General features: G+C 72.2%; 12 protein-coding genes. 5 read left to right on the forward strand and 7 right to left on the reverse strand.

The annotated features are described in order from the left end of the window. Positions 1-12: 12 nt before the first annotated feature. From IE153_RS30630 to IE153_RS30645, 4 genes are read right to left on the reverse strand one after another with little or no spacing between them, the layout of a single operon-like run. The gene (locus tag IE153_RS30630) at positions 13-660 is read right to left on the reverse strand and encodes a GTP-binding protein (protein WP_189593001.1); all 648 of its coding nucleotides are present in this window, start codon (positions 658-660) and stop codon (positions 13-15) included. Continuing rightward, entirely contained in the window at positions 641-1,063 is a 423-nt protein-coding gene (locus IE153_RS30635) for a DUF742 domain-containing protein (protein ID WP_031110388.1), read from the reverse strand. Before IE153_RS30635 ends, IE153_RS30630 begins: the two co-directional genes overlap by 20 nt. Beyond that, complete coding sequence (locus IE153_RS30640; protein WP_189593002.1) at positions 1,060-1,584, reverse strand: roadblock/LC7 domain-containing protein; 525 nt, start codon at positions 1,582-1,584, stop codon at positions 1,060-1,062. Before IE153_RS30640 ends, IE153_RS30635 begins: the two co-directional genes overlap by 4 nt. Beyond that, a complete protein-coding gene (locus IE153_RS30645) occupies positions 1,581-4,868 on the reverse strand; it encodes a nitrate- and nitrite sensing domain-containing protein (protein ID WP_189593003.1) in 3,288 nt (1,095 codons plus the stop codon). The genes IE153_RS30640 and IE153_RS30645 overlap by 4 nt, the downstream gene beginning before the upstream one ends. Before the next feature lie 368 nt (positions 4,869-5,236). Here IE153_RS30645 and IE153_RS30650 point away from each other — a divergent pair, with 368 nt between their 5' ends. Further along, positions 5,237-6,022 carry a protein phosphatase 2C domain-containing protein gene (locus IE153_RS30650; protein ID WP_189593004.1) on the forward strand — a complete coding sequence of 262 codons (786 nt, stop codon included), beginning with the start codon at positions 5,237-5,239 and terminating at the stop codon, positions 6,020-6,022. A gap of 60 nt (positions 6,023-6,082) precedes the next feature. On the opposite strand, the gene IE153_RS30655 is transcribed toward IE153_RS30650, so the two are convergent. Together IE153_RS30655 and lon are read right to left on the reverse strand one after the other, a co-directional pair. Then, positions 6,083-6,574 carry a MarR family winged helix-turn-helix transcriptional regulator gene (locus IE153_RS30655; RefSeq protein WP_189593005.1) on the reverse strand — a complete coding sequence of 164 codons (492 nt, stop codon included), beginning with the start codon at positions 6,572-6,574 and terminating at the stop codon, positions 6,083-6,085. Positions 6,575-6,765: 191 nt separating this feature from the next. Then, positions 6,766-9,180, reverse strand: a complete 2,415-nt coding sequence (gene lon, locus IE153_RS30660; RefSeq protein ID WP_189593006.1) for an endopeptidase La — start codon at positions 9,178-9,180, stop codon at positions 6,766-6,768. A 175-nt stretch (positions 9,181-9,355) separates the two neighbouring features. On the opposite strand from lon, the gene IE153_RS30665 reads away from it, so the two are divergent. Further along, positions 9,356-10,015 carry a GNAT family N-acetyltransferase gene (locus tag IE153_RS30665; protein ID WP_189593007.1) on the forward strand — a complete coding sequence of 220 codons (660 nt, stop codon included), beginning with the start codon at positions 9,356-9,358 and terminating at the stop codon, positions 10,013-10,015. Positions 10,016-10,027: 12 nt separating this feature from the next. On the opposite strand, the gene IE153_RS30670 is transcribed toward IE153_RS30665, so the two are convergent. Continuing rightward, on the reverse strand, positions 10,028-10,828 hold the full coding sequence (locus IE153_RS30670) for a rhomboid-like protein (protein ID WP_189593008.1): 801 nt from the start codon (positions 10,826-10,828) through the stop codon (positions 10,028-10,030). Positions 10,829-11,000: 172 nt separating this feature from the next. Between IE153_RS30670 and IE153_RS30675 the strand changes: the two genes are divergently transcribed. From IE153_RS30675 to IE153_RS30685, 3 genes are all read left to right on the forward strand, one after another. Further along, positions 11,001-11,678 (forward strand): spermine/spermidine synthase domain-containing protein, encoded by a 678-nt coding sequence (locus tag IE153_RS30675; RefSeq protein ID WP_189593009.1) that lies wholly within the window; start codon positions 11,001-11,003, stop codon positions 11,676-11,678. A 136-nt stretch (positions 11,679-11,814) separates the two neighbouring features. Continuing rightward, positions 11,815-12,555 carry a response regulator transcription factor gene (locus tag IE153_RS30680; RefSeq protein WP_030851757.1) on the forward strand — a complete coding sequence of 247 codons (741 nt, stop codon included), beginning with the start codon at positions 11,815-11,817 and terminating at the stop codon, positions 12,553-12,555. Then, positions 12,552-13,664, forward strand: a complete 1,113-nt coding sequence (locus IE153_RS30685; RefSeq protein ID WP_142159625.1) for a HAMP domain-containing sensor histidine kinase — start codon at positions 12,552-12,554, stop codon at positions 13,662-13,664. Before IE153_RS30680 ends, IE153_RS30685 begins: the two co-directional genes overlap by 4 nt. Positions 13,665-13,778: the final 114 nt, after the last annotated feature.

Here is a 13,778-nt window from a genome sequence, read left to right on the forward strand (position 1 = left end):
GCGGGCTGTCCTCTACTCGGGGGTTTCGTCGAGCGCGTGGCCCACGAGGGCCAGGAGGGTCTCGATCACGGAGATCCGGCGACGCGCGTCCATGATCATGACAGGTATGTGTTGCGGGATGGTCAAGGCCTCCCGCACGTCCTCCGGCTCGAACAGCTCGCTGTCGTCGAAGTGGTTGACGGCGACCACATACGGCAGTCCGGAGCTCTCGAAGTAGTCCAGGACCGGGAAGCAGTCCTTCAGGCGGCGGGTGTCGGCGAGGACGACGGCGCCGATCGCGCCGCGCACGATGTCGTCCCACATGAACCAGAACCGCTGCTGGCCCGGCGTGCCGAACAGGTAGAGCACCAGGTCGTCGTCGAGCGTGATGCGCCCGAAGTCCATGGCGACGGTGGTGGTGGTCTTGCCCGGTGTGGCGGTGAGGTCGTCGGTCGCCTCGCTCGCCTCGGTCATCAGCGCCTCGGTCTGCAGGGGCGTGATCTCCGAGACAGAGGTGACCAGCGTGGTCTTGCCCACGCCGAAGCCGCCCGCCACCACGATCTTCGTGGCGATGGGGGCCCGGGTGCGGTCCGTCTCCCAGGCGTGCATGCTGTCGTCCGGCTGGACGAACGGGGAGGAACCAGAGACGCCGTGAGCGGCGTCAGAGACGACGGAGTCCACTCAGCACCCTTTCCAGCAGAGCCCGGTCCGGGCGGCCCGTGCCATGGCCGGTGCCCGTTCCGTACACACGGATCTTTCCCTGGTCCGCGAGGTCGCTCAGGAGCACGCGGACCACGCCGAGCGGCATCTTCAGCAGCGCGGCGATCTCGGCCACCGTACGCATCCGGCGGCACAGTTCGACGATGGCCCGCAGCTCCGGCATGACGCGGGTGGAGAGGTGGCCGTTCGTCAGTTCCTTGCGCTCCTCCGGGGCGTCGAGCGCGGCCGTGCTCGCCACGAACGTCTCCACGAGGAGGACGTGGCCGAAACGGGTGCGGCCGCCGGTGAGCGAGTAGGGGCGGACCCGGGCGGGTTTGCGGTCACCGCCGCGGACCGGGAGGTGATGCTTCGGCGTGCTGCTCATCGGGCACTCCCCGTCGTCTGGGAATCCTCCAGGGACTTACGGAGCTCGCTGCGGAGTTCCGGCGTCAGGACGTGACCGGCGCGGCCGACGAACAGGGCCATGTGGTACGCCACCACGCTCATGTCGCAGTCCGCGGAGCCGTGGACGCCGAGCAGCGAGCCGTCGCTGATCGACATCACGAACAGGCTGCCCTCGTCCATGGCGATCATCGTGTGCCGGACCCCGCCGAAGTCCATCAGCTTGGCGGCGCCGACGGTGAGGCTGCCGATGCCGGAGACGATGGTCGCCAGGTCGGCCGCGGAGCCGCGCGGGCCCGTACGCCGGGTCCCGCGGGCCTGAAGGGCCTCCCTCGCCTGTTTGTTGCGGTGGTCGTCGGAGGAGAGCAGGAGCAGTCCGTCGGACGAGACGACCGCGACCGAGAGGATGCCGGGGACCTCCTCGACGAGGTTGGTCAACAGCCAGTGCAGGTTGCGGGCCTCACTGCTCAGTCCGATCAGTCCGAAGGTACTGGGAGCGGTCAACTGCTTGCCTCCTCGACTGTGCCCCCCGTGGCTTCTTCGGGTTCAGCTGGTCCTGCTGCGCCGGTGGCCGGCCGCTGGTGCGAGGCCGTCCTGTCGGCGATCTCCGCCTCCACGTCGCGGTAGCCGGCCTGTGCGCCCTGGCGGAATCCGCCGAGTCGGCGGCGCAGGGCGTCGGCGTCGACGGAGCCGCTGCGCTGGCGCGGGGCGGTGGTCGGTGCGGTGATCTTCGGAGTGCGCTTGGGGAGGCCCTTGTCGGTGACCCGGTCCTCCTCGTCGGGCGCCCGCTCGTGCTCGCGGCTGTCCCCCTCGCCCGCGTCCGGGCCGCCCGTACGGGTCACGTCTCCGTCCACGGCCAACCCGTGCGGCCCGGCCTCGGAACCCGCGGCGTCGGACCCGGCCGGGTCCGGCCCCCCCGGCTGCGTCGGGATCCACAGCTCCATGGTGGTTTCCGCGGGGGACTCCAACGGGGCGGCGTGCGTCGCGTGGTCGGCGGGGGCATCCGGGTCGGCGTGCGCGGCCGGACCAGCGGGCGTCACCGGGCCGGCGTCAGCGGGCCCGGCCGAGTCGGCGTGCGTCGCCGGGGTGGCGGAGGCGTCCGTGGCGGCGGGCGCCGACGGACCAGCGGGCGTCGCCGGACCAGCAGGCGTCGCGGGGCCGGCGTCAGCGGGCCCGGCCGAGTCGGCGTGCGTCGCCGGGGCGGCGGAGGCGTCCGTGGCGGCGGGCGTCGCCGGGTCGGTGTGCGTGGGCCGTTCAGCGGGCCCAGCCGGGTCGGCGGGCGTCCCCGGGGCGGCGTGTGCACCCGTGTCGACGGGCTCCGCCCGGGCTGCAAGGGCGTCCGTGGCGGCGGGCAGCGCCGGTGCGGTCTGTGCGGCCCCGTCGGCGTGCGTCGCCGCGTCGGCGTCTCCGACCGGGTCGGCAGACAGCGCCGGGTCGGCCGACGCAGGCTGTTCGGCGGGCGCGGCCGGTGGGCCGGCGGGCGTTGCCCCCGGGTCGGAAGACGTTTCCGGATCGGCCTCGGTGGCGTCCGCCGCCTCGTCCTGCCGTACCGCCACCGCCTTCTCCGCCAGGGCCACCAGCGGGTCGTCGCCGGTCGCGCGGCCGGACAGGACGTTGGAGTTGGCCTCGGCGGCGGCGCCCGGGAAGGAGTAGGAGGGGGCCGTACCGGCGAGGGGGCCGGAGGCCGGGACGGCGGCGGGCGGGGCGGCGGCGAACAGCGTGCGCGGGAGGACAACGACCGCCGCGACACCGCCCTGCTTCTGCTCGCGCAGCTGGACGCGCACACCGTGGCGGTGGGCGAGCCGGGCGACGACGTACAGGCCGAGGCCGAGACCGTCCTCGCCCTCCTGGTCGTAGGGCGCCTCGGGGTCGAAGTCGGCGAGGCGGGAGTTGAGGCGCTCCAGCCGGTCCTCGGTCATGCCGATGCCCTCGTCCTGGACGGAGAGCATGACCTCGCCGTTCTCCAGCAGCCAGCCGGAGATCTCGACGGGCAGGTCGGGCGGGGAGAACGAGGTGGCGTTCTCCATGAGTTCGGCCAGCAGGTGGGAGAGGTCGTCCGCGGCGAACCCGGCGATGTGCGCGTGCGGCGGCAACGCCGCGATCCGGACCCGCTCGTACCGCTCGATCTCGCTGACCGCGGCACGGACGACGTCCACCAGCGGCACCGGCCCGGCGGCGTGCTGGACGTGCTCGGTGCCGGCCAGGACCAGCAGGTTCTCGCTGTGCCGGCGCATGACCGTGGCGAAGTGGTCGAGCTTGAACAGCGTGGCGAGCCGGTCCGGGTCCTGCTCGCGCTCCTCCAGGTTCTCGATGACGGCGAGCTGCCGCTCGACGAGGCCCAGGGTGCGCAGGGCGAGGTTGACGAACGTCCCGCCGATGGCCGTGCGCAGCCGCTCCAGCTGGGCGGCGGACTCGGCGAGTTCACCGCGCAGTTCCTCGCGCGCGTCGGCCATCTTCTGGCGCTGGCCGACCAGGTGCTTGCGGTCGGACTCCAGCGTGGTGATCCGCTCGGTGAGGGCGGCGGCGTGCGCGTGCAGGGCGTTGACGGAGCGGACGGCCTGGGCGAACTCGTCGTTGCGGCCGGTGAACTTCACCGGCTCCTCGACCGCCGGGTCCTCGGCCTCGGCGAGGCGCTTGGACCCCAGGCGCAGGACCGCGAGCGGGCGGGTGAGGCTGCGGGCCATGCCCGTGGCGACACCGACGGCGAGCAGCATGAGGGCGCCGAGGACGGCGATGCGGATCTCCAGCGCGGTGACGTCGTCGTCGCGCAGCGCCTCGAGGTCCTTGGTGCGCCGGTCGTAGAGGGCCGACTCCACGCCGCGCATCAGGTCGACGCGGGCGGACAGGGCCGCGTCCAGCTTCTTGGGGCTGGCGGTGAGATCGCTGCGGGAGAGCGTCGGCTGGTCGGTCAGGGTGGCGAGGTACTTGTCGGCGGAGTTGACCTCGGTGCCGGTGACCGTGGAGTCGAAGGAGGCGCGGGCCGGCTTGGGCGCGGTGCCGCGGAAGTCGGCGAGCGCCGCGTCGGAGCGCAGCCGGGCCTGCTGGGCGGCGGCGCTGAGGGCGTCGCGCTGCCGGGTGTCGGCGTCCGAGGAGGTGGAGGTCTCGGTCGGCAGGCCGGTGACGGGGTCGATGACCGTCCCGGTGCCGCGCGGCACGCTGAGCGCGGCGAGCAGCAGCCCGCGGGCCGCGGCGGCCTGCTGGACGGCGGAGTCCAGCTCGGCCAGGGCGTATCCGCCCTCGCCCGCGCGCGGGGGCGTCTGCTGGGCCAGCTGCTCCGCGAGGCCGTGGAGTTCGGTGATGGCGGTCGAGTACGCCTGGTGCGCTTCGAGGGCGCTGCTCTTGCCGGTGAGCGCCGCCCGGCGCACGGCCGCTATGCCGTCGAGGTCCGAGCGGAGTGAGGCGGGCGTGTCGGTGTCGGCCCTGAGCTCCTCGACCTGCCGGTCCACGCGGGCGCTGCGCTGCTCGGAGGGCGCCTTGGACTTGGGGCGCCCGGCCGCGATGTAGGAGGTGACGTCGTCACGCTCGTCGGCGAGGGAGTGCGCGAGGGCGAGCGCGCCCTGCGTCTGCTCCGCGAGCGTCACCAGTTCCTGGGAGTCGTGGAGTTGCCCGGAGGCCGCGAGGACGGACGGCGTGCCCGCGCCGGCGATGGCCGCGGCGACCACGGCCACGGCCACGATCAGCCGGTTGCGTACGTGCGTGGGGCGGCCCTTGCCGGTGGACGGCGTCGGCTCGGCGCCCTGAACGGGGGCCTTCTGCTTGCCTGTGCGACGAGGCCGCGTCTTTTGCACCGGTGCTCGCATTCCTGACTCGTGAACCCTTGGGCCCGGATGACGCTCCGTCAACTGGTGCGTACTCCCGGTACACTTCCCGACCCTCCCAGCGCCGGTGGGCAGCGCACGCGCATCACCTGACCCGCCACCCGAAGGAGTGAACCCCGGAGGGGAGTTGAGGGGCAAGTTCCGCAGGCCTGTGCAGCGGCCTTGCGCGGCACGCCGGTTGGACGACGGCGACGGCCGGTGGCAGTATTCGCCACCACGCCTTCCCGGAACAAATCATTCCATCCCAAACCTGGCGTCTGACCTGCGCGGCTGCGCCGGTCCGGCAACCATTGCCGGTCTTTTGCGGACGTTGTGAAGGGCTCGTGCAGACTGGCTGGATGCGTACTGAACTCGCCTCGGAGCCGGGAGACGCCGACCGCCCCAACGAGGACTTCGCCAGTGTCGGGCTACCGGCCTCGGGACAGGGCGGTTCGGTCGTCGTCCTGGACGGTGTCACGCCGCCGAAGACCGGGACCGGCTGTCTGCATTCCGTCCCCTGGTTCACGGCGCGCCTCGGTGGAGCACTGACCGAACTGACCGTTTCACTCCCGGATGTTCCCCTGGTCGACACCTTGTCCCGTGCCATCGCGCGTACCTCCGAGGCGCACGCCGCAACCTGTGACCTTTCTCACCCTCGAACTCCCCAGGCCACGGTGGTCGTGGCCCGCTGGAATCCGGACACGGTGGAGTACCTGGTCCTGTCGGACTCGGCGCTTCTGCTGGAGTCCCCGGACGGCGTGGTGACGCCCGTCCTCGACGACCGGCTGGCCCTGCTCCCCCGTTCGGCGCTGGCGACGGACGCGCAGGTGGACGCCACGCTCCGGAACATGGAGGGCGGCTTCTTCACGGCGGCGGCCGACCCCTCGGTGGCGGTCCGGGCGGTGACCGGGACGGTGCCCCGCGGTCAGGTCCGTGCCCTGGCCGCGCTGACGGACGGCGCGACCCGCTGGGTCGAGCGGTTCGAGGAGGGCGACTGGACGGACTGCTTCCACCTGATCCGCAAGGAGGGCCCCCAGGCCCTGGTGGACCGCGTCCGGGCGCTGGAGAGGTCGGACGCCGCGGTGACCTTCCTGGGCCGCAGCAAGCGTCACGACGACGCGACGGCCGTCTACGTCGAGTTTTAGGCCGTGTCCGCAAAGTCCCGCTCCGAACGGCGGGCCCTGGGCTCCGGACGCTCGCCCGGCCTACTTCTCCATGCCGCGGTTGAGCTGGTTCAGCAGCCGGGCCAGTTCCGTGACCTCGCGGGTGTCCCAGTCGGCCAGGCGGCCGGCGTAGCGGGCGCGGCGGGCCTCCCGGACCCGGCGGACGCGGTCGTGCCCCTCCTGGGTGAGGGCGACGAGCCAGGCGCGTCCGTCCGCGGGGTCGGGCTCGCGTGCGACCAGCCCGAGTTCCTCCAGGGCGCGCAGCTGGCGGGACATCGTCGCCTTGCCGACCCCGATGTAGGCGGCGAGCTCGGTGGCCCGCTGCTTCCCGCACTCGTCCAGCCGGACGAGCAGGCCGTACGCGGACGACTCCAGGTCGGGGTGGACCTCGCGGGCCATCTCGCCCTGGCTGGCCCGGGCACGCCGCAGCAGCACGGTCAGCTCGCGTTCCAGCGCCAGGAAGGCAGGCTGGTCCACACCGCTTGCGGCCAGACCGGCGTCCCGGTGTCCGTCGTCGTTGCCGCCCTCGTGCACGTCAGCCCCTGCCTCGGTCGTCGCCCGGTCGTGAGAGTGCCGGTACCTGGATTTTCCGCCACCTGCCGTGATCACCGCAGTTCGGCAAGTATTCCGCAGGTCAGGGCGTCCGTGTCCACAGGGCCACCACACGGTGAAGGCCCGGGCCTCCCTCACGGGAACCCGGGCCTTCCTCTATCCGGTCACGTCCGTCACGCCGCGACCGGAACCTCCGGCGTGGCACCCGCGGTGGCGGGCGCGAGCGCCAGTTCCAGGACCTGGCGGACGTCGGTGACGGCGTGGACGTCGAGCTTGTCCAACACCTCCGCCGGGACGTCGTCCAGGTCGGGCTCGTTGCGCTTGGGGATGATCACCGTGGTGACACCGGCCCGGTGCGCGGCGAGCAGCTTCTGCTTCACACCGCCGATCGGCAGGACCCGCCCGGTGAGCGAGACCTCGCCGGTCATCGCCACGTCGGTGCGGACCAGCCGGCCGGAGAGCAGGGACGCGAGGGCGGTGGTCATCGTGATGCCGGCGCTCGGGCCGTCCTTGGGGACCGCGCCCGCCGGGAAGTGGATGTGCACGCCCCGGTCCTTGAGATCGCCCACCGGCAGCTCCAGTTCGGCGCCGCGGGAGCGCAGGAAGCTCAGCGCGATCTGCGCGGACTCCTTCATCACGTCGCCCAGCTGACCGGTCAGGGTCAGCCCGGCCGCGCCCGTCTCCGGGTCGGCCAGCGACGCCTCGACGAACAGCACGTCACCGCCCGCCCCGGTCACCGCGAGCCCGGTCGCGACGCCCGGCACGGACGTCCGCCGCTCGGCCGGGTCCTGGGCGGACTCGGGCACGTGGTGCGGCCGGCCGATCAGGTCGCGCAGGTCCTCGTCCCGGACGGTGAACGGCAGCTTCCGCTCGCCCAGTTCGTGCTGGGCGGCGACCTTGCGCAGCAGCCGTGCGACGGACCGCTCCAGGGTGCGCACGCCCGCCTCGCGCGTGTACTCACCGGCGAGCTTGCGCAGCGCGCCCTCGTCGAGGGTCACCTCGTCCTTGTCGAGTCCGGCCCGCTCCAGCTGGCGCGGGAGCAGGTGGTCACGGGCGATGACGACCTTCTCGTCCTCGGTGTAGCCGTCCAGGCGGACGATCTCCATGCGGTCGGCCAGTGCCTCCGGGATCGCCTCCAGCACGTTGGCGGTCGCGAGGAAGACGACGTCCGACAGGTCCAGCTCGACCTCCAGGTAGTGGTCCCGGAAGGTGTGGTTCTGCGCCGGGTCGAGCACTTCGAGGAGGGCGGCGGCCGGGTCGCCCCGGAAGTCCGAGCCCACCTTGTCGATCTCGTCGAGCAGCACGACCGGGTTCATCGACCCGGCCTCCTTGATGGCCCGGACGACCCGGCCCGGCAGGGCACCGACGTACGTACGCCGGTGGCCGCGGATCTCGGCCTCGTCGCGGACGCCGCCGAGGGCGACGCGCACGAACTTGCGGCCCATGGCGTGGGCGACGGACTCGCCGAGGCTGGTCTTGCCGACGCCGGGCGGCCCGACGAGCGCGAGCACGGCACCGCCGCGCCGCCCGCCGACCACACCGAGGCCCCGGTCGTCACGCCGCTTGCGCACCGCCAGGTACTCGGTGATCCGCTCCTTCACGTCCTCGAGACCGGAGTGCTCGGCGTCCAGGACCGCCTTGGCGCCCCGGATGTCGTACGCGTCCTCGGTGCGCTCGTTCCACGGCATCTCCAGGACCGTGTCGAGCCAGGTGCGGATCCAGGAGCCCTCCGGCGACTGGTCGGAGGACCGCTCCAGCTTGTCGACCTCCTTGAGTGCGGCCTCACGGACCTTCTCGGGCAGGTCGGCGGCCTCCACGCGCGTGCGGTAGTCGTCGGACTCCTCGCCCTCCTGCTCGCCGTTGAGCTCGCGCAACTCCTTGCGGACGGCTTCCAACTGCCGCCGCAGCAGAAACTCGCGCTGCTGCTTGTCGACGCCCTCCTGGACGTCCTTGGCGATGGACTCGGCCACGTCCTGCTCGGCGAGGTGGTCGCGCAGCTGCTGGGTGGCGAGCTTCAGCCGGGCCACCGGGTCGGCGGTCTCCAGCAGCTCGACCTTCTGGTCGGTGGTCAGGAACGGCGAGTAGCCGGAGTTGTCGGCCAGCGCCGAGACGTCGTCGATGGCCTGCACCCGGTCGACGACCTGCCAGGCGCCGCGCTTGCGCAGCCAGGCGGTGGCGAGGGCCTTGTACTCCTTGACCAGTTCGGCGAGATGACCGGGCAGCGACTCCGGCACGGTCTCGTCGATGCGGGTCCCCTCGACCCAGAGGGCGGCACCGGGGCCGGTGGTCCCCGCGCCGATGCGCACCCGGCTGCGGCCGCGGATCAGGGCGCCCGGGTCGCCGTCGGCCAGCCGGCCGACCTGTTCGACGGTGCCGAGGACACCGGTGTTCGCGTAGGTCCCGTCGATGCGTGGCACCAGGAGTACCCGGGGCTTCCCGGGTGTTGTGCGGGCAGCGGCCTGAGCGGCCTCCACCGCGGCACGGACCTCGGAATCGCTCAGGTCCAGCGGGACCACCATGCCGGGCAGCACGACCTCGCCGTCGAGCGGCAGCACGGGCAGGGTGAGCGGTGTGGACGTCGAAGCCATGATCTCCCCTTCGGCAGTCAAGTTGAGCTATGCCGACTCAATGCTTGGGCGGCTCCGGATGTTCCCCACCCGCTGTTCGCTGTCAGCGATCACTCATGACGCCGGGAGGGGGAGGGCGCGTAAGGTCCGGGACGTAAGAGCCACTAGGGGCAATCAGCCGTTACAGGGGGCGGGCGTGGACGAGACCGTGCAGGCATGGGTGAACGGGTGGGTCGTGTCTCGCGGGGCCGCTCCGCCCCTGGCCGAGCCATGGGGCTGGACCATCGACGTGGGGGCGTACGAGCACGTCACGCGGCATGTGTTCGGCGCGACGGACGAGGGTCTCGACGAGACGACCGTGCGCAAGGTGGCCGGGGCGGTGACCGGGCAGGGCGTGTGGCTGAAGGCGTTCCGGGATCCGTCGGTGGTCGCCGGCTGGCTGGACGACGGCTGGTGGATCGACCCCGAGCCCGGCTTCCTCATGAGGGTCCCGCTCGCGCCGGACGGCGCTCCGGCCGCCCCCGAGGGCTACCGGCTGCGCGAGTGGTCGCGCGGCGGGGTGACCCGCGTGATGGTGGCCGCGCCGGACGGATCCCTGGCGGCACGCGGCCAGATCGCCCCGACGGGCGGGAGCGCCGTCGTCGACCAGGTCGAGACGGCCCCCGGCCATCGCCGCAAGGGTCTGGGCAGCGTCGTCATGCGCACGCTGCAGAACGCCGCCGTCCGCCAGGGGGCGCGGACCGGCGTCCTGGCCGGCACTCCCGCGGGGCGAGGGCTCTACGAGGCTCTCGGCTGGGAGGTGGTGGCCCTGCTGACCAGCGCGAAGCACGGCCCGCCGGCCTCCGCTCGGCCCTGAGGGACCCGGCCGTCAGGCCCTGGCCGGGCCAAGGCGGGCCGCATACGAGCGCCGGACCACCGGCCAGGTCGCGAGCCCGATACCCAGGGCGATGAGGTGCCCCCAGTTCGTCATCGGGTCGGCGAAGGCGAGCAGGTCCTGGAGCAGCATCCACCCGAATCCGGCCAGCAGCGGCAGGCGCAGCCACAGCGGCAGCAGACCGGCCAGGGCGCCGATGCCGGCGGCGACACCGAAGCTGACGCCGTAGTCGAGGCGGTGCAGGGAACTGTCGGGAAGGTGCCCGGCCAGCACCGCGAGCCCCACGGGCACCTCGGTCGCGAGCGTGGCGAGGACATGTCCGAGCAGGAAGACCCCGGCCGTGCGCAGGCCTCCGATCCGCCGTTCCAGCGCGGTCAGCACGAGCACGAAGGCGATGGCGAACGGCGAGGTCACCCCGCCCGCGACCCACAACGCGCTGCCGATCAGCACCAGCTCCGGCGTGCGCACCAGGTGCGCCATGTCCGTACTGGAGCCCTGGAGCAGGGCGTGCACCAGGGCCGGGTCCGCGTACGCGGCGATCAGCGAGGTGAGGCAGAGGAGCGTCGCGTAGCCGAAGGTGAACGGCGTGCCCGTGGGGGTGGGAAGCAGCAGCCAGGGGCGGAGCGTCCGGGAACGGGGCGCTGCCGCCGGGGCGGGCTCCCCTACTACCCCGACCGCCGTCCCCTGCGGGCCCCGCTGGCGCGGCATCCCGTCGAGCAGCCCCGACACCTCGGGGAAGGGCGCGTCCGGCGGCGTGAGTGTGGCCGGCTCGCGGGGCGGCGCGGTGCGTTCCAAAACGGGCACTCCTTCCGTCATGTCCCAGCCTTCGCTCCCGACACCGCGCTGTCTGTGACCTGCGCCACGCGGAAGCCGATTCACAGCAACCCGAAAGCTCCGTCCTGCGTCCCCCTCCGGCCCCCGGCGAATTGCCGGGCACCACTCCGTGCACTCCTGCCAGGATGCCCCCATGCCTAGCTCGTACGACATTCCCGAGGTCCTGGACCGTCGCGAGGGCCCGCACGGTGAGGTGGTGCTGCGGCGGCACGGCGACCGGCTGGAGATCATCGCCAACGGCTGTTTCCTGATGGACACCTCCGACGGCCGCTCGGAGCGGCTGCTGATCGACGCCGCGCTGGACGCCCTGGCCGGCCGGGACCGCCCCCACGTCCTGATCGGCGGACTCGGCGTCGGCTTCTCCCTCGCGCACGCCGCGGCGGACCCGCGCTGGGGACGGATCACGGTGGTGGAACGCGAGCACGCGATCGTCGAATGGCATCGCGACGGCCCGCTCTCCTCGCTCTCCGCCCAGGCTCTGGCGGACCCCCGCGCGAAAATCGTCGAGGCCGATCTCGTCGCACACGTCAATGAGACATCCGACACGTACGACGCCCTGTGCCTCGACATCGACAACGGACCCGACTGGACCGTCACGGAGGGCAACGGAAATCTCTACCGGGAAGCCGGACTGGCAAGCTGTGCACGGGTGTTGAGACCTGGTGGGGTTCTCGCCGTCTGGTCCGCCCAACCGTCACCGGAATTCGAAGAAACCTTGCGGAATGCCGGGTTCCAGCGGGTGCGTACCGAAGAGATCCCGGTTGCCCGGGGCGTTCCGGACGTCGTGCACCTCGGCATCCGCCCTGGATAGCAAAGGCGTGCTGACTCCCCGTACGCTGCTCCTCTGACGCCGATCATTCAAGCGTCAATCGCAACCATGCGCAGGCATAGCCAGTCAGAAGGAATCACCCCACTGATTCCGGGAAAGCACACCCCAGGGGCGGGCGATGGAGCAGACACAGACCTCCCACAACGGTTCGGCGACGGCTACTCCGGGCGCGCAGCGCCGGGTCCTGGTGGTCGAGGACGACGCGACGATCGTGGACGCCATCGCGACCCGCCTGCGGGCCGAGGGATTCCTCGTGCAAACGGCGGGTGACGGTCCGGCCGCGGTCGACACGGCCGAGGCGTGGCAGCCCGACCTGCTGATCCTCGACATCATGCTGCCCGGCTTCGACGGCCTGGAGGTCTGCCGGCGCGTGCAGGCCGCCCGCCCGGTGCCGGTGATGATGCTCACCGCGCGCGACGACGAGACCGACATGCTGGTCGGGCTCGGCGTCGGTGCCGACGACTACATGACCAAGCCCTTCTCGATGCGGGAGCTGGCGGCGCGCGTGCACGTCCTGCTGCGCCGGGTGGAGCGGGCCGCCATCGCGGCGGCCACCCCCCGCTCCGGCATCCTGCGCCTCGGCGAGCTGGAGATCGACCACGCGCAGCGCCGGGTCCGGGTGCGCAGCGAGGACGTTCACCTGACGCCCACCGAGTTCGACCTGCTGGTGTGCCTGGCGAACACCCCGCGTGCGGTGCTCTCCCGTGAGCAGCTGCTCGCCGAGGTCTGGGACTGGGCGGACGCCTCCGGCACCCGCACGGTCGACAGCCACATCAAGGCGCTCCGCCGGAAGATCGGCGCCGAGCGGATCCGCACGGTCCACGGCGTCGGTTACGCCCTGGAGACCCCGACGCCATGAGCGGTGGGCCGGCCGGACGGAGAATCCCCGGGGAGCCGGATCCCTGGGGCGGGGTGAGCCCGTTCTCGATCAAGACCAAGCTGGGCGCGCTCGTCGTCATCTCGGTGCTGATCACCACGGGACTGTCGGTGATCGCGGTGCACACCAAGACGGAGCTGCGCTTCATCACGGTCTTCTCGATGATCGCCACGCTTCTCATTACGCAGTTCGTGGCCCATTCACTCACCGCACCGCTGGACGAGATGACCGCGGTGGCCCGCTCCATCTCCCAGGGCGACTACACCCGCCGCACGCGGGAGAACCGCCGTGACGAGCTGGGCGACCTGGCCGTGACGATCAACGCCATGGCCGACGAGCTGGAGGCCCAGGACAGCCAGCGCAAGGAACTCGTGGCGAATGTCTCGCACGAGCTGCGCACGCCCATCGCGGGTCTGCGCGCGGTGCTGGAGAACATCGTCGACGGGGTCACGCAGGCCGACCCGGAGACCATGCGCACGGCGCTGAAGCAGACCGAGCGTCTCGGGCGGCTGGTGGAGACGCTGCTGGACCTGTCCCGCCTGGACAACGGCGTCGTACCGCTGAAACAGCGGCGGTTCGAGGTGTGGCCGTATCTGTCCGGCGTGCTGAAGGAGGCCAACATGGTCGCCTCCGTCCGCGCGGGCATCGCGACCGGCTCGGGCAGTCACACCCGTACCGACGTCCATCTGCACCTCGACGTCCATCCACCGGAGTTGACCGCGCACGCGGACCCGGAGCGCATCCACCAGGTCGTCGCCAATCTCATCGACAACGCGGTCAAGCACAGCCCGCCGCACGGCCGGGTGACGGTCAAGGCGCGGCGCGGCGCCCTGCCGGAGTCTCTGGAGCTGGAGGTTCTGGACGAGGGACCCGGCATTCCGAAGTCCGAGTGGCACCGCGTCTTCGAGCGGTTCAACCGCGGCAGCGCCAAGCGGCCGCAGGGGCCGGGCAGCGACGGGGGCACGGGACTCGGTCTGGCGATCGCCCGCTGGGCGGTGGACCTGCACGGGGGGCGGATCGGAGTGGCCGAATCCGAGCGGGGTTGCCGGATTCTTGTCACTCTTCCGGGACTGTCATCTCTGCCAAGTTGACGTAAAGTTCGAAGCGGAGCCACAAGATCCACGGGCGTCCGCACTGACGGACACGTGTGATCAGGCACAGGCCCGCGCCATCGGCGCCCGGGGCCCTGCCCCGCTCTTCCCTCC

The sequence above is a fragment of the Streptomyces massasporeus genome (assembly GCF_014648995.1).
In the GTDB taxonomy this organism is placed as follows: Bacteria; Actinomycetota; Actinomycetes; order Streptomycetales; family Streptomycetaceae; genus Streptomyces; species Streptomyces massasporeus.

Bases quoted from the DNA above. Each gene is read 5' to 3' on its own strand.
- IE153_RS30635 (WP_031110388.1), bottom strand. From the start codon at position 1,063: ATGAGCAGCACGCCGAAGCATCACCTCCCGGTCCGCGGCGGTGACCGC.
- lon (WP_189593006.1), bottom strand. From the start codon at position 9,180: ATGGCTTCGACGTCCACACCGCTCACCCTGCCCGTGCTGCCGCTCGAC.
- IE153_RS30650 (WP_189593004.1), top strand. From the start codon at position 5,237: ATGCGTACTGAACTCGCCTCGGAGCCGGGAGACGCCGACCGCCCCAAC.
- IE153_RS30675 (WP_189593009.1), top strand. From the start codon at position 11,001: ATGCCTAGCTCGTACGACATTCCCGAGGTCCTGGACCGTCGCGAGGGC.
- IE153_RS30680 (WP_030851757.1), top strand. From the start codon at position 11,815: ATGGAGCAGACACAGACCTCCCACAACGGTTCGGCGACGGCTACTCCG.
- IE153_RS30685 (WP_142159625.1), top strand. From the start codon at position 12,552: ATGAGCGGTGGGCCGGCCGGACGGAGAATCCCCGGGGAGCCGGATCCC.